The sequence below is a fragment of the Mesorhizobium sp. C372A genome, from assembly GCF_030323245.1.
Taxonomy (GTDB): domain Bacteria; phylum Pseudomonadota; class Alphaproteobacteria; order Rhizobiales; family Rhizobiaceae; genus Mesorhizobium.
In genome coordinates this window covers 1,300,139-1,320,232 of record NZ_CP100475.1, presented here as the reverse complement: position 1 = coordinate 1,320,232, position 20,094 = coordinate 1,300,139, and the positions used below count along the sequence as shown (strand labels likewise).

The 20,094-nt window shown below is 61.8% G+C and carries 23 protein-coding genes; 11 read left to right on the top strand and 12 right to left on the bottom strand.

All coding sequences use genetic code 11. The annotated features are described in order from the left end of the window. Positions 1-47 precede the first annotated feature (47 nt). Positions 48-1,136, top strand: a complete 1,089-nt coding sequence (locus NLY42_RS06160) for a phosphatase PAP2 family protein (protein ID WP_081730953.1) — start codon at positions 48-50, stop codon at positions 1,134-1,136. A gap of 58 nt (positions 1,137-1,194) precedes the next feature. Further along, positions 1,195-2,334, top strand: coding sequence for a phosphatase PAP2 family protein (locus tag NLY42_RS06155; protein WP_023756496.1), 1,140 nt, complete (start codon positions 1,195-1,197; stop codon positions 2,332-2,334). On the opposite strand, the gene coaA is transcribed toward NLY42_RS06155, so the two are convergent. The 9 genes from coaA to hisB form a co-directional block, all read right to left on the bottom strand. After that, a complete protein-coding gene (gene coaA / locus NLY42_RS06150; protein ID WP_023755482.1) occupies positions 2,321-3,280 on the bottom strand; it encodes a type I pantothenate kinase in 960 nt (319 codons plus the stop codon). The two genes, NLY42_RS06155 and coaA, sit on opposite strands and share 14 nt — an antisense overlap. Positions 3,281-3,412: 132 nt before the next feature. Next, positions 3,413-3,736, bottom strand: coding sequence for a phosphoribosyl-ATP diphosphatase (locus NLY42_RS06145; RefSeq protein ID WP_023681408.1), 324 nt, complete (start codon positions 3,734-3,736; stop codon positions 3,413-3,415). 8 nt (positions 3,737-3,744) lie between these two features. Beyond that, positions 3,745-4,551 carry an imidazole glycerol phosphate synthase subunit HisF gene (gene hisF / locus NLY42_RS06140; protein WP_023687423.1) on the bottom strand — a complete coding sequence of 269 codons (807 nt, stop codon included), beginning with the start codon at positions 4,549-4,551 and terminating at the stop codon, positions 3,745-3,747. Continuing rightward, the gene (locus NLY42_RS06135; RefSeq protein ID WP_023755481.1) at positions 4,548-5,384 is read right to left on the bottom strand and encodes an arginase family protein; all 837 of its coding nucleotides are present in this window, start codon (positions 5,382-5,384) and stop codon (positions 4,548-4,550) included. Before NLY42_RS06135 ends, hisF begins: the two co-directional genes overlap by 4 nt. After that, complete coding sequence (gene hisA / locus NLY42_RS06130) at positions 5,381-6,127, bottom strand: 1-(5-phosphoribosyl)-5-[(5-phosphoribosylamino)methylideneamino]imidazole-4-carboxamide isomerase (RefSeq protein WP_023672317.1); 747 nt, start codon at positions 6,125-6,127, stop codon at positions 5,381-5,383. Before hisA ends, NLY42_RS06135 begins: the two co-directional genes overlap by 4 nt. 3 nt (positions 6,128-6,130) lie before the next feature. Continuing rightward, positions 6,131-6,421, bottom strand: coding sequence for a DUF1330 domain-containing protein (locus NLY42_RS06125; protein WP_023672318.1), 291 nt, complete (start codon positions 6,419-6,421; stop codon positions 6,131-6,133). A 1-nt stretch (position 6,422) separates the two neighbouring features. Beyond that, entirely contained in the window at positions 6,423-7,073 is a 651-nt protein-coding gene (gene hisH / locus NLY42_RS06120; protein WP_023695990.1) for an imidazole glycerol phosphate synthase subunit HisH, read from the bottom strand. A 1-nt stretch (position 7,074) separates the two neighbouring features. Continuing rightward, on the bottom strand, positions 7,075-7,551 hold the full coding sequence (locus tag NLY42_RS06115) for a DUF2628 domain-containing protein (protein WP_023695989.1): 477 nt from the start codon (positions 7,549-7,551) through the stop codon (positions 7,075-7,077). A gap of 4 nt (positions 7,552-7,555) precedes the next feature. Then, complete coding sequence (hisB, locus tag NLY42_RS06110) at positions 7,556-8,155, bottom strand: imidazoleglycerol-phosphate dehydratase HisB (RefSeq protein WP_023672321.1); 600 nt, start codon at positions 8,153-8,155, stop codon at positions 7,556-7,558. A 236-nt stretch (positions 8,156-8,391) separates the two neighbouring features. Between hisB and hslV the strand changes: the two genes are divergently transcribed. The 5 genes from hslV to NLY42_RS06085 all read left to right on the top strand — a co-directional run bounded on the left by hslV (position 8,392) and on the right by NLY42_RS06085 (position 12,613). After that, the gene (gene hslV, locus NLY42_RS06105) at positions 8,392-8,943 is read left to right on the top strand and encodes an ATP-dependent protease subunit HslV (RefSeq protein WP_023672322.1); all 552 of its coding nucleotides are present in this window, start codon (positions 8,392-8,394) and stop codon (positions 8,941-8,943) included. Further along, positions 8,933-9,460, top strand: coding sequence for a GNAT family N-acetyltransferase (locus tag NLY42_RS06100; protein WP_023755480.1), 528 nt, complete (start codon positions 8,933-8,935; stop codon positions 9,458-9,460). The genes hslV and NLY42_RS06100 overlap by 11 nt, the downstream gene beginning before the upstream one ends. A gap of 4 nt (positions 9,461-9,464) precedes the next feature. Next, a complete protein-coding gene (locus NLY42_RS06095) occupies positions 9,465-10,067 on the top strand; it encodes a DUF2585 domain-containing protein (protein ID WP_023728854.1) in 603 nt (200 codons plus the stop codon). 1 nt (position 10,068) lies between these two features. After that, a complete protein-coding gene (hslU, locus tag NLY42_RS06090; RefSeq protein ID WP_023672325.1) occupies positions 10,069-11,382 on the top strand; it encodes an ATP-dependent protease ATPase subunit HslU in 1,314 nt (437 codons plus the stop codon). Positions 11,383-11,656: 274 nt separating this feature from the next. Next, complete coding sequence (locus tag NLY42_RS06085; protein ID WP_023755479.1) at positions 11,657-12,613, top strand: DUF1402 family protein; 957 nt, start codon at positions 11,657-11,659, stop codon at positions 12,611-12,613. A gap of 121 nt (positions 12,614-12,734) precedes the next feature. Here NLY42_RS06085 and NLY42_RS06080 read toward each other — a convergent pair whose 3' ends face one another. From NLY42_RS06080 to NLY42_RS06070, 3 genes are all read right to left on the bottom strand, one after another. Further along, complete coding sequence (locus tag NLY42_RS06080; RefSeq protein WP_031244812.1) at positions 12,735-13,964, bottom strand: NAD(P)/FAD-dependent oxidoreductase; 1,230 nt, start codon at positions 13,962-13,964, stop codon at positions 12,735-12,737. Positions 13,965-13,968: 4 nt separating this feature from the next. Next, positions 13,969-14,283 carry a MocE family 2Fe-2S type ferredoxin gene (locus NLY42_RS06075; RefSeq protein WP_023672328.1) on the bottom strand — a complete coding sequence of 105 codons (315 nt, stop codon included), beginning with the start codon at positions 14,281-14,283 and terminating at the stop codon, positions 13,969-13,971. A gap of 85 nt (positions 14,284-14,368) precedes the next feature. Further along, positions 14,369-15,472 carry a fatty acid desaturase family protein gene (locus NLY42_RS06070; RefSeq protein ID WP_031209636.1) on the bottom strand — a complete coding sequence of 368 codons (1,104 nt, stop codon included), beginning with the start codon at positions 15,470-15,472 and terminating at the stop codon, positions 14,369-14,371. 174 nt (positions 15,473-15,646) lie between these two features. Between NLY42_RS06070 and NLY42_RS06065 the strand changes: the two genes are divergently transcribed. The 4 genes from NLY42_RS06065 (at position 15,647) to NLY42_RS06050 (ending at position 20,015) form a co-directional block, all read left to right on the top strand. Beyond that, entirely contained in the window at positions 15,647-16,678 is a 1,032-nt protein-coding gene (locus NLY42_RS06065) for a LacI family DNA-binding transcriptional regulator (RefSeq protein ID WP_023755476.1), read from the top strand. A gap of 372 nt (positions 16,679-17,050) precedes the next feature. Then, positions 17,051-17,992: a sugar ABC transporter substrate-binding protein gene (locus tag NLY42_RS06060; RefSeq protein ID WP_023755475.1), complete on the top strand. Its 942-nt coding sequence runs from the start codon at positions 17,051-17,053 to the stop codon at positions 17,990-17,992. Between the two features lie 161 nt (positions 17,993-18,153). Next, entirely contained in the window at positions 18,154-19,230 is a 1,077-nt protein-coding gene (locus NLY42_RS06055; protein WP_023755474.1) for an ABC transporter permease, read from the top strand. A 2-nt stretch (positions 19,231-19,232) separates the two neighbouring features. Beyond that, complete coding sequence (locus NLY42_RS06050) at positions 19,233-20,015, top strand: ATP-binding cassette domain-containing protein (RefSeq protein ID WP_027049093.1); 783 nt, start codon at positions 19,233-19,235, stop codon at positions 20,013-20,015. The last annotated feature ends 79 nt before the right edge of the window (positions 20,016-20,094 follow it).

The window sequence follows — 20,094 nt, the reverse complement described above, 5'->3', positions numbered from 1 at the left end:
TAGGTGCGACACAAAGGAATGTTCTCAAAAAGATTGGGGCCGTTCCTATGGCTTCCTCTGAAATCGTGCAAAGTCCTTCGCATGTGGACCGGTTTCCCGCATGGCTCGCGCGTGAGGGCCGCCGCAGTGCAATGATCTTCGCATTTGTCGTGTTGACCTTTCTCATCGCGACAATCAGGGGCGATTCGATCCTGCCCCATATTGTTGAATATACCGGTCGAATTGTGCGCTTTTTGCCTTTGCTGGGCTCTATCCTTGTTGCCGTGGTTGGTTCCTGCGCGCTCGTTCAGGGTCGCCATGGGTCACCAGTCAGCATCGCGGTCGCTTCCCTCGGAGGCATGTCGAATACCCTTGCGCGGGGTTTCTGCGCTAGCGTCGTGTTGGCTCTCTTCATGGCGGCATTCCTCTACAACAAAATGATGATTCCGATTGTCGCCCCCTTCCAGTGGGACGAAACTTTCTCCCACTGGGATGCAAATCTCCTGGGTGGGAATCAGGCGTGGCAAATCATTCAGCCGGTCGTCGGCATGCCTTGGGTAACTCGCCTGTTGGACATAGTGTACACTCTGTGGATGCTGCTGGTGTTCTTGTTCTGGGTGGGGTTGCTTGTCAGTCCGCGCGTGCCTGAGCGGATCCGCCTTCGCTACTGGCGGGCGACGGTCATTTCGTGGATCCTGATCGGCCTGGTCATAGCAACGTTGTTCTCCTCGGCAGGACCTTGTTACTTTGCGGAAATGGTGCCGGGCGCACCCTCGCCATATGCCGATCTGATGCGCTATCTCGACGAGGTTGCCTCGATCTATCCGCTGTCGTCATCCTTGACACAGGATTTTCTTTGGGAGGTCTATACTGGCCGTGTCGATTTGCCCGGTGGCATTTCGGCCATGCCCAGCATGCACAACGCGCAGGCGGCGCTGTTTGTGGCTGTCGCGTACTCAATTGATCGCAGGTTCGGTCACGCCATGCTGGCCTTTGGCGTCTTGTTGTTCTTCGGCTCGATTCACCTCGGGTGGCACTATGCCGTGGACGGAATTGTCGGCATTGCCGCGGCGCTCGCCATCTGGTGGGGCTGTGGCAAATTGGGGCTGGCGAATGACGACACTTTCTTGAGCGAGCGCGTCCTCGCACAGCACTAACCGATTCTACAGATTTTCCTTATAAAGTGCCCGGGCATTGCAACGTCGGCTCGGGACAATGACAAAGAGCAGTGTGGTTTTCCGTCAGTTGTGGGCAGTCATCAAACAAGCGATCCCGCTGATTCGCCGGGATTCAGGCGTTTATCTGTTCATCGTCGTCTACACATTGGCCGGACTGGTTTTTCTGTATGCAATAGGCGCGGCCGACCGCAGCGCGTATTCGATATATTTCGGGCGGTGGATATTGTTGAACGGCCTGATGCTGCCGACCTTCGCCATTATTGTTGACATAAGCCTGCTTATACATCGCACCGACATCAGGCGCCGTCTGGCGGCGAAATATGTGTTCTCGACATCGCGGCTGGCATATTCGCTCTCGGGTCTATGCCTCCTCATGGCGCTCATGATCTTTCAAGGCACATTCACCTCGGTGAAGAACGGACTGCCGGTCTGGCAGGACGGCTTTCCATTTGACGTGCTGCATGCCGACATCGATGCGTTCCTGCATTTCGGCGCCGATCCGTGGCGCTGGCTCTATCTGGTGGCCAAAAACGATTTCGTGCGGGCTGCCATCGAGTGGAATTACAACGTATTCTGGTTTGTCCTCAATTTTGGCGCCTTGTTCTTCGTCGCGACATCGCCCCGGACGGCGTCGGTTCGAACGCGCTATGTCATCTGCTTCATGGTGGTTTGGATCGTCGTCGGCAACATATTGGCTGGACTGTTCCTGTCGGCTGGTCCGGCGTTTTACGGGATGGTCACGGGCGACACGGCGCGGTTTGGCGAACAGCTCGCATTCCTGGCCCGCGGCGCCGAATCCTCCAATTCCGCTGTTTCCTACCAGCAATATTTGTGGAGGCTTCATGAGGCCAGGCAGACCGGTTTCGCGTCAGGCATTTCGGCCTTTCCCAGCGTGCATGTCGGCTTGGCGATGCTCAACGCACTTTTTGCATGGGAGTACAATCGCCGTCTCGGCGCTGTAGCGTTTGTCTACGTGGCCTTTGTTGCCGTCAGCTCGGTTTATCTGGCGTGGCACTATGCAATCGACGGCTATGCCGCAGCTGCTGTCTCGGTGATTGTCTATGTCGCGGCGCGCAAACTCGTCCCGGCCGACCGGCGCTATGTCCGGCGACCGGCGCAGGATACGCAATCGGCCGATATCGCGACCAGCCCGGAGGCGGCGGTCACAGTTTCCTGAGCGCCACTTCCTCGACCAGATGATTGGCGCCCTTGCGCAGGATGAGGTTGGCCCGCGCCCGTGTCGGCACGATGTTCTCGCGCAGGTTTTTCAGGTTGATGTTGGCCCACAAGCCTTCCGCAATGGCGCGCGCGGCGTCTTCCGAAAGCTGCGAATAGCGGTGGAAGAAGGAGTCCGGATTGCGGAAGGCCGTCTCGCGCAGGCGCATGAAGCGGGCGATGTACCATTGGTGGATCAGCTTCTCGTCGGCATCTATATAAATGGCGAAATCGAAGAAATCCGACAGGAACGGCACGATCTTGCCGTCCTTCGGCAATTTGCCGGGTTGCAGAACGTTGATGCCTTCGAAGATCAGAATGTCTGGCCGGTCGATGGTGACGAACTCGCCGGGAATGACGTCATAGGTCAAATGCGAATAGACGGGCGCGCGGACATTGCGCTGCGCCGACTTGATGCCCGAGAGGAAACGCAGCAGCGCACCGACATCGTAGCTGTCGGGAAAGCCCTTGCGCTCCATCAGATTGTCGCGTCGCAACACCTTGTTGGGTAAGAGAAAACCGTCGGTGGTGATGAGATCGACCTTGGGGCTCGACGGCCAGCGCGCCAGAAGCTCCTTCAGCACGCGCGCCGTGGTCGATTTGCCGACCGCAACCGAACCGGCAATGCCGATGATGAACGGTGTCTTGACCACATCCAGCGCGTTGAAGAAGGCCTGGCGCTGGCGAAACAGCAACTGGCTGGCCTCGACATGCGCCGAAAGCAGCCGCGAGAGCGACAGATAGATGCGCTTGACTTCTTCCAGGTCGACCGGATCGTTCAGTGAGCGCAGACGGTTGATCTCGTCTTCGCCCAGCGTCATCGGCGTGTCGGCGCGGAAGTTCGACCATTGCTCGGCCGAGAAGAAACGATAGGGGGAATATTTCTCGGTCGGAGCGAGCTGGTCCATCGAGTTTCCTGCCCTCTAGAGCATGAGGCCGAAAAGTGTGAAGCGGTTTTCGGGCGACATCATGCTCCCTCTATCAATTTAGAGACGGATTCAGATTTAAGGCCTCGGCCCGAAATCATCCGGCTCTAGCGGTCAGCCTTTCGGCCGGGATGCCTTTTCAGTGACGCCCGAACGGCCGGTGCGGCCCTCAAGCTCCTTCAGCACCTCGCCCAGCGAAACGCCGGCCATGCCAAGCACGACGAGCCAATGATATATGAGATCGGCACTTTCGGAAACGAGGGCTTTCTCGTCGCCCTTGACGGCGGCAATGACGGTCTCGACTGCCTCTTCACCAAGCTTCTGCGCCGCCTTGTCGATGCCTTTGGCGAACAGTTTTGCCGTCCACGAGTCCGGGTCGCCGGAACGGGCGCGTTCGCCAATGATCGTTTCCAGATCGGACAGCGAAAATTCAGCCATGGCGCAGCCTACAGCCTTTGTGGAGTGGATTGAACCGGATAGTCCAGCCGCATCGGCAGCCCGGCCTCGGCCATATGCGCCTTGGCTTCCGTAATCGTGTAAGTGCCGAAATGGAAGATCGAGGCGGCGAGCACGGCGCCGGCATGGCCGTCGCGAATGCCCTCGACCAGATGATCGAGCGTGCCGACGCCGCCCGACGCGATCACCGGCGCGCGCACCGCATCCGCTATCGCGCGGGTCAGCGCAATGTCGTAACCGGCCTTGGTGCCGTCACGGTCCATCGAGGTCAAAAGAATCTCGCCGGCGCCGCGATCGACCATTTTTCGCGCAAACTCGACCGCATCGATGCCGGTCTTTTCACGGCCGCCATGGGTGAAGATCTCCCAGCGGTCGGCTTCATTGGGTGCCGACACCTTCTTGGCGTCGATGGCGACGACAATGCACTGGTTGCCGAACTTGTCGGCGGCTTCCGCGACGAAATCGGGGTTCTTCACCGCCGCAGTGTTGATCGACACCTTGTCGGCGCCGGCCAGCAACAGTTTGCGAATATCGGCCACCTGGCGCACGCCGCCGCCGACGGTCAGCGGCATGAAGCATTGTTCGGCGGTGCGGGCGACGACGTCGAAGATGGTTTCACGGTTGTCGGACGACGCGGTGATATCGAGAAAGCAAAGCTCGTCAGCGCCGGCCGCGTCATAGGCTTTGGCCGCCTCGACCGGATCACCGGCATCGATGAGGTCGACGAAATTGACGCCCTTGACGACGCGGCCGTTCTTGACGTCGAGGCAAGGGATGACTCGGGCCTTCAGCATCAGCCCTTCTCCATCGTCGCCAGCAACTCGCTGAGCAGTTCGCCGACCAGCGGCGGAACCTCGGCCTGCGCATCGAACGCCGGATCGTAGGCGGAAATGGTGATGCCGGAAATCGGCAGCAGGCCGGCCATGCCGCAGACAGCCTGGCGCAGCTGTTTCGGCTCCGGGCCGCCGGGCGTGGTGTAGCGGTTGGCCTGCAGCGCCCCGGGGTCGTGCACGTCGAGATCGAGATGCAGGTGCACCCGCTTCGCATCCGGCGCCTTCAGCCTGCCGCTCGCCGTCGCCCAGTCCGGGCATTCGGTGCGGATGACCGGCAACGTCTTCAACAGCTCCGTTTCGGCCGGATCGAGATCGCGCGCGTTGACCAGCACGCAGCGCGCCGGATCGATCGGCCTGAAGCCGGGGATGGCCGAGGCCATCGGCTTCCAGCACAGGCCGAGAACCGTGGCCAGCGCCATGCCGTCGAGAAAGCCGAAGATGGACGTCTCCGGCGTGTTGAGATCGCCATGCTGGTCGGCCCAGATGATCGCATCGGCATCCTCGCCGGCAACCGCACCGGCCGATGTCAGGCAATTGCCCGCCAGCACGATGGGAAACCGGCCGCGGTCTATGGCGATGCGGACCTCGCCGGAGAGGGCACCGCACACGGCAAAGCCGGTGGCGATCTCGCGCTGCTGTTCGTCGCCAACCCTGCCGATATCGGTGACGACGACGTCATGCCCGGAGAGCGTCAGCGCGTCGACAAGCCCGCCGGCGATGAGTGCATCCGGGCCTCGGCCCATGCCGCCGTGATAGTGGCCGCTGTCATAGGAGGCCAGGATGATGGAGATTTTCACGGCCGGGTCTCCATCGCCTTGCCCTGCAGCACCGCAAGCGCCTCGGCCGGGTCGATGCGCCCGTCATAGAGCGCGCGACCGGAGATGGCGCCTTCGAGTTTCTTTGCGTCGGGCATGGTCATGCGCACGATGTCGGCGATCGAGGCCAGCCCGCCCGAGGCGATGACCGGGATCGACACCGCGTCGGCGAGATCGATCGTGGCGTCCCAGTTGATGCCGGTCAGAACGCCGTCGCGGTCGATGTCGGTGTAGATGATGGCGGCAACGCCGGCGCCTTCGAATTTCTGCGCCAGTTCGATGACGCCGAGGCTGGAGGCCTCGGCCCAGCCTTCGACCGCCACCTTGCCGCCCTTGGCGTCGATGCCCACGGCGATCTTTCCAGGAAATTCCTTGCAGGCTTCCCGGACCAGGTCGGGATCGCGCACCGCCACCGTGCCGAGGATGACGCGGGCCAGCCCGCGGTCGAGCCAGTCCTCGATCTGCGCCAGCGTGCGGATGCCGCCGCCGAGCTGCACCGGGTTTTTCGTCGCCTTGAGGATGGCGCCGACCGCCGCGCTGTTGACGCTCTGGCCCTTGAAGGCGCCGTTGAGGTCGACGACATGCAGCCATTCAAACCCTTGCTCTTCGAAGGCCTTGGCCTGGGCCGCAGGGTCGTCATTGTAGATGGTCGCGGTCGCCATATCGCCGTGCTTCAGCCGCACGCACTTGCCGTCCTTGAGGTCGATGGCCGGAAACAGGATCACCGTTCAGACCCCTTCCACAATGGCGAAATGCGAGGTCGAATAAGCGCGCCGGAATTTCAGCGCTGCCTGGTATTCGGGGGAATGGAAGCAAGCCAGCGCGACCTCGTAGCTTTCGAACTCGACGATCACATGGCGATTGCCGGATGGCCCTTCCGGGCTTGACGACTGACCGCCTCGCGTCAGGAATTTCGCGCCGTATTTGTCGAACGCCGCTTTGTTGGCGGCGATGTATTTCGGATAGTTTTCCGGATCGGTCACATCGACCATCGCCATCCAGTAGCCCTTCTTGCTCATCTCAAGGCCTCCAGCGCAGGAAGTTGGTGATCAGTGCCAGGCCGAGCGCCTGGCTCTTTTCCGGATGGAATTGCATGCCGGCAAGGTTACCGCGCGCGACCGCCGCCGTTACCGGGCCGCCATAATCGGCGACGGCCAGCACTTCGTCCGGCCTTGTCGCGTCGAGATGGTAGGAATGAACGAAATAGGCGTGCAGACCCTTGGGCCCGGTCGCAATACCCGAAAACAGCGGGTGCTTGCGCTCCAGATCGATGGTGTTCCAGCCGATTTGCGGGATCTTCAGTGCCGGATCGGCGGGCGTGATCTCCTTGACGTCGCCGGCAATCCAGCCGAAGCCCTTGGTCACGGTCTTTTCCAGGCCGCGCTCCGACATCAGCTGCATGCCGACGCAGATGCCGAGGAACGGCCGCGCCTTGGCGATCGCTACCTCTTCCACCGCTTCCCACATGCCGGCGACGCCGCGCAGGCCCGCCGCGCAATCGGCATAGGCGCCGACGCCGGGCAAAACGATGCGGTCGGCGCTGCGCACCCGCTCGGCGTCGGCGGTCAGCTCGATGGCAGCGGCAATGCCGGCTTCATGCGCGGCGCGCTCGAAGGCCTTGGTGGCCGAGCGCAGATTGCCCGACCCGTAATCGATGATGGCAACCCGCATCTCAGGCCTTTCCCGGCGTATGGCTCAGGCCCAGCGTCAGCCCGGTCTGCGTCGGCCGGGCCAGGCTGGCGTCCGGCACGATGCGCGGCAGCGGCGCCGGCTCGTCGGCAAGCGCCTCGGCGTCCAGTGTCTGGCGGATGTCGGCATCGTCAGGATTGTCGGCTTCGACGACGCCCCATTCATGCCAGCCGCGGCAGCGCAGCGCTGCGATCCGCAGCCCTTGGCCTTCCAGCCCGATATAGAGCGAGACCAGTAAAGACAGTGCGGAGCCGGCCCAGTCCAGTCCCAGCCATTGGCCGAGCACCGAGATGAGCCCCATGGCGACGAAGGCGAGCGCGGCCTCGATCCACAGCCTGTGCCAGGCGAGCCACAGCGGCGCCACCAGGAAAGCCAGCCAGGAAAAACCGTCGCGGACCAAAACGGTTGCGTCGGCCGCCTCGGTGCGGCCTGGCGGTTCCATCACGACATAGATGGCCATCAGCCTACCCTTTCAGAGATCCCTTGGTGGAGGGAACCGCTTCCGGCTGGCGCGGGTCGCGCTCCAGTGCGAAACGCAGCGCGCGCGCCACCGCCTTGAAGCAGGTTTCGGCAATATGGTGATTGTTGGCGCCATAATGGTTGGTGACATGCAGCGTGATACCGGCATTCTGCGCCAGCGCCTGGAAGAATTCACGCACCAGTTCGGTGTCGAACGTGCCGATCTTGGGCGACGAGAAGGCGACATTCCAGACCAGGAACGGACGGCCCGACACGTCGATCGCGGCCCGCGTCAGCGTCTCGTCCATGGCAAGGTCGACAGAGGCGTAGCGCATGATGCCGCGCCGCTCGCCCAGCGCCTTGGCCAGCGCCTGGCCGATCGCAATGCCGGTGTCCTCGACCGTGTGGTGGTCGTCAATGTGCAGGTCGCCCTTGGCCTTCACCGTGATGTCGATCAGCGAGTGGCGCGACAGCTGGTCCAGCATGTGGTCGAAGAAGCCGACGCCGCTCGACATGTCGGATTTTCCGGTGCCGTCGACATGGACCGAGACGCTGATCTCGGTTTCCTTGGTCTTGCGGCTGACTTCGGCGGAACGGGACGCCATTACCTTGTCCTTGGCTGAGGGGTTCGAAACTCAAGACGGGGTTCCAAGCTGTCATTTGCTTGAAAACGAAAGCCTTCTAGCAGCATGATCCGGCGATTGCCAGTTGCGATGCGGACAGCCACCGGCCATGGCGGACGCCGTTTGCAATCACCCGCCCCATGCATACATATGGCCGATCGAAATCACTCTACCGCGCGCCAATCGCCTTATCGGGATCGCGCGAATCGGAGCTAAAAATGTCGAATGAACTGAGCATGCACGCCACGACCATCGTGACGGTGCGCAAGGGCAACAAGGTGGTGATCGCCGGCGACGGCCAGGTCAGCCTTGGCCAGACCATCATGAAAGGCAATGCCAAAAAGGTGCGCCGCATCGGCAAAGGCGGCAATGTCATTGCGGGTTTCGCCGGCGCCACGGCGGATGCTTTCACCCTTCTGGAGCGGCTGGAAGCCAAGCTCGAACAATATCCCGACCAGTTGACGCGCGCCTGCGTCGAGCTCGCCAAGGACTGGCGCACCGACCGTTATCTGCGCCGGCTGGAAGCGATGATGCTGGTGGCCGACAAGTCGGTTTCGCTGGCGCTCACCGGCACCGGCGACGTGCTGGAGCCCGAATTCGGCGTCATGGCCATCGGTTCCGGCGGCAACTATGCGCTGGCCGCTGCCCGCGCGCTGATGGATAGCGACAAGGATGCCGAGGAGATCGCCCGCAAGGCGATGCAGATCGCCTCCGACATTTGCGTCTACACCAACAACAACTTTGTTGTCGAAACGCTCGATGCCGGCTAACCCGCCGGTGCTCTATGATTTTCGACCGGTTACCGAAAAAGACCTGCCGATGATCGCCGGCTGGCTGGCCGAGCCGCATGTCGCCGAATGGTGGGACGATCCGGAGACGGAAATCGCCGAAATCGGGGAGCACATCGACTCTATTTCTGTAGAGCCGCTGATCGTCGAGCTCGACGGCAGGCCGATCGCCTATCTGCAGAGCTACGATCCGCATCTGGAAGACGGCCATCCCTATGCCGACCAGCCGTTCGGCACGCTCGGCATCGACCTGTCGATCGGCGTGCCTGACCTGGTTGGCAAAGGTCATGGCTCGGCGATCGTCAGGCAATTCGTCGAGCAACTGTTCGAGGAAGGCGCGCCGCGCGTCATAATCGATCCGCATCCCGGCAATGGCCGCGCCATCCGCGCCTATGAAAAGGCCGGATTCCGCGTCATTGATCGCAGGCACTCTAGATATGGCGACGCCGTGCTGATGGCTGTCGATGGCAAAGAGAGCGACGCGGAAGAAGGGGAATGAGTTGATGGCGACACCGGGCACTGCCAAAAATTACTCGGCCTACGAAGACAGCTGGCGGATGGGGCTTCTGCTCGTGCTCGCTCTGCTCATCTTCCAGGCCGGTGCGCTTTACGGCATGGGCCGCACGCCGATCTGCACCTGCGGTTACGTCAAACTCTGGCACGGTGTGGTGAACAGTTCGGAGAATTCCCAGCATATTTCCGACTGGTACACGTTCTCGCACATCATCCACGGCTTCCTGTTCTACGCCTTGGCCTGGGTCCTCTTCCCGCGCTCGCCAATCGGTCTGCGCCTGGCTTTCGCCGTCGTCATCGAGGGCGGCTGGGAACTCCTGGAAAACAGCCCGTTCATCATCGAGCGCTACCGCGCCGGCACCATTTCGCTGGATTACTATGGGGACTCGATCATCAATTCGGTGTCCGACACGCTGGCCATGGTGCTGGGGTTTGTGATGGCCAGAAAGCTACCTATATGGAGCATCGTCGGCCTCGCCCTCATCTTCGAACTGGGTGTCGGCTACCTCATCCGGGACAATCTGACGCTCAACGTGATCATGCTGCTGCATCCGTTCGAGTCCATCAAGCAGTGGCAAAGTGGAATTCAGTGATATGACCACCTTCTCTCCCCGTGAAATCGTTTCGGAACTCGACCGCTTCATCATCGGCCAGAAGGACGCCAAGCGCGCCGTGGCCATTGCCTTGCGCAACCGCTGGCGCCGCCAGCAGCTGGAAGGCCAGATGCGCGAAGAAGTGATGCCGAAGAACATCCTGATGATCGGCCCGACCGGCGTCGGCAAGACCGAGATCTCGCGCCGCCTGGCGCGGCTCGCCGGTGCGCCTTTCGTCAAGGTCGAGGCCACCAAGTTCACCGAAGTCGGCTATGTCGGCCGCGATGTCGAGCAGATCATCCGCGATCTGGTCGAGATCGCCATCGGCTTGGTGCGCGAGAAGATGCGCGAGGACGTGAAGGCGCGCGCGCACCTCAATGCCGAGGAGCGCGTGCTGGAAGCCCTGGTCGGCAAGACGGCGAGCCCGGCGACCCGCGATTCCTTCCGCAAGAAGCTGCGCGACGGCGAGCTCGACGACAAGGAGATCGAGATCGAAGTTGCCGACACCGGCACCGGCGGCATGCCCGGCTTCGAGATCCCCGGCATGCCGGGCGCTAATATCGGCGTGCTCAACATCAACGACATGCTGTCGAAGGCGATGGGTGGCAAGAAGACCAAGGCGCGCAAGACGACGGTCAAGGAATCCTACGCGCTGCTGGTCAACGACGAGTCCGACAAGCTGCTCGACCAGGACGAAGTCGTGCGCCGGGCGCTGGATGCGACCGAAAATGACGGCATCGTCTTCCTCGACGAGATCGACAAGATCGCCTCGCGCGAAGGTGGCATGGGCGCCGGCGTCTCGCGCGAAGGCGTGCAGCGCGACCTGCTGCCGCTGATCGAAGGCACGACGGTTGCGACCAAATACGGACCGTTGAAGACCGACCACATACTGTTCATCGCCTCGGGCGCATTCCATGTCTCCAAGCCCTCCGACCTGTTGCCGGAATTGCAGGGCCGCCTGCCGATCCGTGTCGAGTTGCGGGCGCTGGAGAAGGACGATTTCATTCGCATCCTCACCGAGACCGAGGCAAGCCTGATCAAGCAGTATATCGCACTGATGAAGACCGAAGGCGTCGATCTCACCTTCACCGACGACGCCATCGATTCGCTGGCCGGCATTGCCGTCGACCTCAACGCCAGCGTCGAAAACATCGGAGCGAGACGCCTGCAGACGGTGATGGAGCGTGTGTTGGACGAGATCTCCTACGACGCGCCGGACCGCAACGGCACCAGCGTCGCCATCGATGCCGCCTATGTGGAAAAGCATGTCGGCGACCTCTCGCGAAACACAGATTTGTCGCGATTCATCCTTTAAACGAGGGCGCCGGTTCATCCGGCGCCGGTATTAGAGCGCCGCGCGTCCTTTGGACGCGCAAAGGTCGCTCTAGCAGTATTGAATCGACGTATCGGACTTTCCAAAAATCGGTTTCGATCTTTGGGCCGATGCTTAGGCAACAATCCGGCTAACAGGTTGATGTGTGGCCGGATGGTATCATCGGACCACCTTTCGTCTTGCCGGCTGCAGGGGCGCTCTCGACTCGACCGGGAGCTTTACCTAGTTTGCGCGGCAATTCTCTAGGCGGCGGCGCATGAAAAAACTGATCCTGCTCATTCTCGGCTTGACGCTGGCGGCGACGCTGTTCGCGGCTGACGCGGCGACATTGGTGCCGGCGGGCAACCGCAATGCCGTGCAACCTGACATACCGGGCGCCTCGAGCCGCCGCACCCAGGCGACCAACACCACTTTCCAAGCCAAATACCGCAAGGTCTACGCCTTGCTTCAGAACGACGCCGAACTGCGCGCCAAGATCAGGAAGGCCGCCGCTGCCTACGGCATCAATCCTTTGCACATCGTCGGCGCCATCGTCGGCGAGCACACCTACAATGTCGACGCCTACGACCGGCTGCAGACCTACTACGTCAAGGCGATCTCCTACCTCTCCAGCAAGCTGTCCTTCGCCTATGACGGCGAGGACATCACCGATTTCGTGCAGCGGCCGGAATTCAAGAAATGCACGATGTCGGACAGCTACGACCTGTGGGAATGCCGCGAGCAGGTGTGGAACCGATCCTTCCGCGGCAAGACCGTCGACGGCACCAGCTTTCCCAACGACCGCTTCGGCGCCACCTTCTTCCAGCCCTATTATGCCGGCCAGACCTTTGGCCTCGGCCAGCTCAACCCGCTGACCGCGCTGCAGATGACCGATCTCGTGCATAAGGTTTCGGGGCTGCCCGAACTCGATGTCGGCGACCCCAATGGGGTCTACAAGACGATCATGGATCCGGATCTGACATTGCCCTACGTCGCAGCGACGATCAGAAAATCGGTCGACGCCTACAAAAACATTGCCGGCTTCGACATCTCAGGCAATCCGGGGCTGACCGCCACGCTCTACAATGTCGGCAATCCCGAGCAGCGCGCCTATGCGCTGAAGGCTGAGAACGACAAGCGCCGCGCCGCGGGTGAGACGGTCAAGCTGCCGGAAGAGAATTATTACGGCTGGCTGGTCAACGACAAGCTGGACGAGCTGAAGGCACTGTTTTAGGGCTGGGGCCCTTTACCTCCCCCTTGTGGGGAGGTCGGACCAAAGATCCGGGTGGGGGTCGGTGCCGCACCCCCGCCCCGCTGCTTCGCAGCGACCCTCCCCACAAGGGGAAGGGTAAAACTTACGCTGCCAGCAACGACTTCAGCTTCACATCCGGCGACCCCAACGCCTCCGGCGCCGGCTGTGCCCGTTTCGCGATCAGCATCTCGGCCAGCCTGATGTCGCGCGCCACGGCATTGCCCGTACCGAGGCCGCTCGCCGCCACCAGCCTGCCATCCTCGGCCAGATGAAACAGAATAAAAGCACCGTCGCCGAGATCGCGGCGGACCGTGCTTTTGCCCTCGTCCGAAAGGCCGGCGATCTGCAGCGACAAACCATACTGATCCGACCAGAACCATGGCACCGCGGCATGCGCTTCGCGAGCGCCCAACATGTTCTTCGCGGCCAGCGCACCCTGTTCCTGCGCATTGCGCCAAGCTTCCAGCCGCACCCGCCGGCCAGCATAGACAGCGAGCGGAAACGAGCAGCAATCGCCGGCGGCGAAGATGTCGGGATCGATTGTTTGGAGTTCGCCATTGACGGCGATGCCGTTATCGACGGTCAGGCCCGCTTCCGCGGCAAGCCCGGTCACCGGCACGGCGCCGATGCCGATGACGGCGAGATCGGCGACGATGTCCTGCCCATCGGCGAGCATGATGTGCACCTCAGCGCCGTCGTCGGCGATATCAGCGATGCCCTGACCGGTGAGCACGGTGACGCCTTCGGCCTCATGCGCCTGATGGATGATTTCAGCGATCTCCGCCGGCACGCCACGCATGAGGATGCGCGGCTGCGCCTCAATGACCGTGACGCTGGCCCCGAGCTTGCGCGCCGAAGCGGCGAGCTCCAGGCCGATAAAGCCACCACCAATGATGGCGATGCGGTTTGCCGGGCTGAGGTGGGCGCGAATGGCCAGCGCGTCGGCAAAGGTGCGGAGGTAGACGCAGCGCGACCCCAATCCCGGCATCGGCAGCTTGCGCGGTGTCGAGCCGGTCGCCAGCAGCAGCTTGTCGTAGGGCAGGGCCGAACCGTCCGACAGCCGCACCATATGCGCCGGGCGGTCGATCGCCACCGCTTGAACGGAATGGATATGCCGGATCGATTTCTCGGCCAGAATTTCGTCGCTGGCGATCGTCTTGATCTCGGCCGCGTCGCTCGTCATTGCGTCCTTGGACAGGGGCGGCCGCTCATAGGGCAGATGGGGTTCGTCACCCACCAGCGTCACCGGCCCGTCATAGCCCAGTTCGCGCAGTGTCAGCGCTGCCCGCCCGCCGCACTCGCCGGCGCCAATGATGACCATTCCCGCCTGCATGGTCCTATCCGATCTGGATCAGCACTTTGCCGGCCTCGACCTTTACCGGATAGGTGGCGAGATTGACGCAAACCGGCGCGCCGCGTGCCGCCCCCGTCTTGTAATTGAAGCGGCCATTATGCTTGGGGCACTCGATGATGTCGTCCATCACCAGCCCGTCGGCCAGATGCACCTTTTCGTGCGTGCACAGGCCATCCGTGGCGAAATAATCGTCGTCAGGGCTGCGATAGATGGCGAAGGTGCGGCCGCCATGGTCGAAGCGCATCACATCTTCTTCGTCGATGTCGCCGGCAGCACAGGCTTCGATCCAGTCGCTCATGTGTTCCTCCCAAAAGCAATTCCAGGAAAAGTGCGTTGCGGTTTTCCGTTCGGAGTTGCGTCGAAACAAAAGCTTAATCGCGCGATCATTCCGCCGCGGCGGCGACGGCGTCGTTGTGGAGTTCCTCGCGATAGGGCCGCGCCGTTGGCGGCAGTTCGCGCTTGAGGAAATAGTCCTCGTTGCGCAGCTGGCGCAAAAAGGCCGGGATCATCTCACGATAGCCGGCCAGGATCGACGGCGTCGGCGCCGGCAGATCGTGCTTGATCAGCGCATGCAGTTTAGGCAGTGCATGATAGGGCACCATCGGGAACATGTGGTGTTCGACGTGATAGTTCATGTTCCAGTAGATGAAGCGGCTGACCGGGTTCATGTAGACGGTGCGGCTGTTCAGCCGGTGGTCGATGACATTTTCCGCCAGCCCGCCATGCTGCAGCAGGCCAACCATGACATGATGCCAGGCGCCGTAGAGCCGGGGCAGCCCGACCAGCATCAGCGGCAGCCATGAACCGAAATAAAGCGCCAGCGCGATCGTCACGGCATAGATCGCCGTCCAGATGCGGGCGATGCGAATGGCCTTAGGCTGCTCCTGTTCGGGGATAAAAGTCTTTTCCGCCGCGCTGATATTGCCGGCGGCATTGCGCAGCATGTCCGACATCGCATGCCAGGCATCCAGCACGCCGATAAAGCCAAGCGCGACCCGGAACAGATCCGGCGGCCGCATGACGGAGATTTCCGGGTCGCGGCCGACGATGATGGTGTCGGTGTGGTGGCGGGTGTGGCTCCAGCGCCAGGTCACCGGATTGCGCATGATCATGAAGCAGGCGATCTGGTAAACCGCGTCGTTCATCCACTGGGTGCGGAAGGCGGTGCCGTGGCCGCATTCGTGCCAGCGTGAGTCGGTGGAGGAGCCGTAGAGCACGCCATAGACGAAGAAGAACGGCACGCACCACCAGCTGCCCCAGAACCAGGCGCCGCCGGCGGCACTCAGGATCAGCGCGGCCAGCCAGATCGCGGTGTCGCGGATCGCCGGCCCGTCGGAGCGCTGCATCAGCTCCTTCATCTGCTTGCGCGGAATATCGGTGTGATACCACTCGGCCGCCGCCAGCCCGGTCTCGACGGCGAGCTTGGAATCGCGGCCCATCAGGCTGTAGTCGCGCCGAAACGGTAGTGTGGATAGTGTCGCTTCCATAGGGGCTGCCTCCGTCGGCCACAGCATCCGTCAGGACGGATATGTCCATTACAGGCGCTTGTGTCCGAGCGCAAAATAGCGCCATGCGGTGATAGTCTCAATATCACAAAGATAGTTTCTATCATTTTCCATCAGAACGATGTAAGCAGTTGCAGGCACTCATGCGGGACAGTCATGGCAAAACGGCCAACCATCACCGATCTGGCGCGCATCTCCGGCGTTAGCGTCGCCACTGTCGACAGGGTGCTGAACAACCGGCTGCCGGTGCGCGAGGAAACCGCGCGCCGCGTCTATGAGGCGGCGACCGGCATCGGCTACCACGCCGCCGGGCTGATCAAGCGGCGCATGCGCCAGGAATTGCCGGAATACCGCCTCGGCTTTCTGCTGCTGCGGGGCAATGATGTTTTTTACGGCGATTTCGCGAGGGAGCTAGAAATGGCGGTGTCGCAATCGCAGCGCTTCCGCGGCGTCGCCACCATCGATTTCGCCACCTCGCTTGCCGCCGACGAGATCGCCGCCCAGATGCGCAAGCTGGCAGCGAAATCCAGAGCAATCGCCGTTGTCGGTCCGGACCATCCGACGCTGACGGCGGTCGTGGAGTCGCTGAAAGCGAGGGGGCAACCTGTCTTCTCGCTGCTGTCCGACTTTGCCGCTGGCATCCGTGAGGGATATGTCGGCCTCGACAATCGCAAGGTCGGTCGCACCGCGGCCTGGATGATCGCCAGGGCGGCAAAGAACCCCGGCAAGGTCGCCCTTTTCGTCGGCAGTCATCGCTTCCACGGCCATGAACTGCGCGAGATCGGATTTCGCTCCTTCTTCCGCGAACATGCGCCGGACTTCACGGTGATGGAAACGCTGGTCAATCTGGAAGCTAACCAGGTCACCCACGATGCGATGATCGATCTCCTGGTGCGGTATCCGGATCTTGCCGGCTGCTATGTCGCCGGCGGCGGCATGGAAGGCGCGGTCTCGGCGCTGCGGGCTGCGAAGCCCGCAAGCATGCCGGTGGTCGTCTGCAACGAGATCAACGCCGAATCGCGCGCGGCACTCGCCGACAACATCCTGACCATGGTGATCTCGACGCCGCTCGCCGCCTTGTGCCGCGAGCTTGTCGACCTGATGGCGCATTCCATCGAGGCCGGCGCCGCCAACGCGCCGGGCCAGACCTTTCTGCCCTTCGACATATATCTGCCGGAAAATATCTAACGCGTTGCCGCGCCGACCCGTTCGGCGCGGGCTCTCCGGCGATGATAGAATCTATCAGAGTCTGCCTTCAGACACGGCCTGTGCCGCTGCCGGCCTTGATTCGACGTGAAATTGCGGCGAGGCGACCGAAAATCCGCTTTCCGACTTAGGAATCGCTCTTGACGTCTCGCGAAAAAATGGAATAAATATTTCATCAGATTGGTATTTTGGTTCTTTCGTTCCGGAACATCTGTTTCAAACTGGGAGCATGGCGTTCCATCGCTTGGACAAAACGCCATACGGAACAGGAAGGCATCAGGGAGAGATTCCTCGGGCTATCGGGGATTCCGGGTAGATCGGTGCAGCCGGACACCAATGTGGAGGAGAAACACAATGAAGAAACTGATTTTGGGCGTCGCCTTTGCGGCGCTGATGAGTTCGTCCGCTTTTGCCGCCAAGGTCGGCGTGTCGATGGCCAAGTTCGACGACAACTTCCTCACCGTGCTGCGCAACGGCATGATCGAGCAGGCCAAGGGCATGAGCGGCGTGGAACTGCAGGTCGAGGACGCGCAGAACGACGTCGCCAAGCAGCTCGACCAGATCAAGAACTTCGCCGCCTCGGGCGTCGACGCCATCATCGTCAACCCGGTCGATACCTCGGCCACGCAGGCGATGTCGGACGCCGCCGCAGCCGCCAAGATCCCGTTGGTCTATGTCAACCGCCAGCCGGTCAATGTCGACACGCTGCCGGACAACCAGGCCTTCGTCGCGTCGAACGAGGCCGATTCCGGCACGCTCGAGACCAAGGAAGTCTGCCGCCTGTTCACCGAGGCCGGCAAGAAGGAAGCCAATGTCTATGTCATCGTGGGCGAGCTTTCCAACCAGGCCGCCGTGCAGCGCACCAAGGACATCGAAGAGGTGATCGCCACGCCGGAGTGCAGCTTCATCAAGATCATCGATAAGCAGACTTCGAACTGGAACCGCGACGAAGCGCAGAACCTGATGACCAACTGGCTGTCAACCGGCAAGCCGTTCGACGGCGTCATCGCCAACAATGACGAAAGCGCCATCGGCGCCATCCAGGCGATGAAGGCCGCCAACATCGACATGAAGACGGTCGTCGTCGGCGGTGTCGACGCCACGCAGGACGCGCTTGCCGCCATGCAGGCCGGCGACCTCGATGCCACCGTGTTCCAGGATGCGGCCGGCCAGGGCGCCGGCGCGCTCGACGCGGCACTGAAGCTCGCCAAGGGCGAGAAGGTCGAGCACAAGGTCTACGTGCCCTTCCAGCTGGTTACGCCGGCCAACATCGACAAGTTCCTGAAGAAGAACTGAGCCGGCAACCCACGCGTAAGCAATTCCAGGAAAAAGTGTGAAGCGGTTTTCCGTCCGGAATTGCGACAAACAAACAAGAGAGCGGCGCAACCGCGCCGCTCCCGCTTCCCCCACCGCCCTGAGGGGCGGAAGGGCAAATGCGGCCTCACGGAGGACAAGGCATGTCACAGACATCTCATGGCGTCGGCGGGGTCAGCTATGACGCGAAGAGGCGGACATGGCCGGCCGAATTCAACGTCTTCCTGGCGCTGGTCATTCTGGTCGTCATCTTCGAAATGATCGGCCGCATCTTTCTTGGCGACAGCTTCCTGTTCAACACGCGCGACAACGTCGCCGGGATCTTCAATGAGGCCCGCCTGCAGATCATCATCCTGCAGGTGTCGATCGTCGGCATCATCGCCATCGGCGTCACGCAGGTGATCATTTGCGGTGGCATCGACTTGTCCTCGGGCTCGATCGTCGGCGCCACCGCCATGATCGCCATGAGTTTTGCCCAGGTGGCGACGGTCAACGGTAACCCCAACCCCAAGGCGATGTTCCTGGCGCAAGGCTGGACCGACCTGCCGGTCATCGTGCCGGTGCTGGTCGCCATCGGCTGCGGTCTGCTCGCCGGTCTCGTCAACGGCTCCTTGATTGCATACACGCGCATTCCGCCGTTCATCGCCACGCTCGGCATGATGGTGACCGCGCGCGGCATTGCCAAATGGTGGTCCAAGGGTCAGCCGATCTCGTTTCCGACCGAAAGTTTCGCTGGTATCGGCAAGGGCCTGATGCCGGTCATCATCTTCCTGTCGCTGGCGGTGTTGTTCCAGCTGATCATGACCTACACACGCTACGGCAAGCACTGCTACGCCATCGGCTCCAACGAGGATGCCGCGCGCATGTCGGGCATCAAGCTCGCCAACCACAAGATCCTCGTCTATGTCATTGCCGGCATCCTCGCCGCGCTGGCCGCCGTCGTGCTATCCTCCAAGAACCTGACGGCACAGTCCGGCATGGGCGTCATGTACGAGCTCGACGCCATCGCCATGGCGGTCATCGGCGGCGTCTCTTTGTCGGGCGGCCGCGGCTCGATCGTCGGCACCGTGATCGGCTCGCTGATCTTCGGCGTCATCATTTCCGGCTTCACCTTCCTGCGCCTCGACGCCTACTATCAGGAGATGGTCAAGGGCGTGATCATCGTCGGCGCGGTCGTTCTCGACCAATGGCGCCAGCGCATGCGGGCATTGAGGGCTTGACCATGCCAGATATCTCCACGACAGACATCGTCCTGAAGACCGAAAACCTGACCAAACGCTATGGCGGCGTCCATGCGCTGGAAGGCGCGAATTTCGAGCTGCGCAAGGGCGAGCATGTCGCCATCATGGGCGACAATGGCGCCGGCAAATCCACCTTCGTGCGCCAGATCACCGCCGTCGAGCAACGCACCAGCGGCCAGATCTGGTTCGACGGCAGGGAAGTGAATTTTGCCGGGCCGATCGAAGCGCGAACGGCGGGCATCGAGACCGTGTTCCAGAATCTGGCGCTGGCCGATGATCTCGACGTGCCGTCGAACCTGTTCCTCGGCCGCGAAAAGGTGCTTTTCAATCTCGGGCCGTTCTCGATCCTCGACCGCAAATACATGCGCAAGGCGACCGAGGCGGCGCTGATCCGCACGGCAGTGAAAATCCCCAATTTGTCCAACACCATCCGTCACATGTCGGGCGGCCAGCGCCAGTGCGTTGCGATCGCCCGGACCGCGACCTTCGCCTCCAAGCTGATCATCATGGACGAGCCGACGGCAGCCCTTGGCGTGCAGGAGACGGCGCAGGTCGAGAACATCATCCGCACGCTGAAGGACAATGGCGAGCCGCTGATCCTGATCAGCCACAACATGCGCCAGGTGTTCGACCTGTGCGACCGCATCGTCGTCTTCCGGCGCGGCCGCATCGTCGCCAACCTGCGCAAGGAAAACACCGACGGCAACGACATCGTCTCCTACATCACCGGCGCCAAGACCGGGGAGGCGGAACTCGCGGCCTGAACAGGATGGTCATCCTGTTTTCTGGCGTGCTCGAAAAATTATCTTGCCACCTTTCTCAAAAGGAAGGTGGAGACACAAC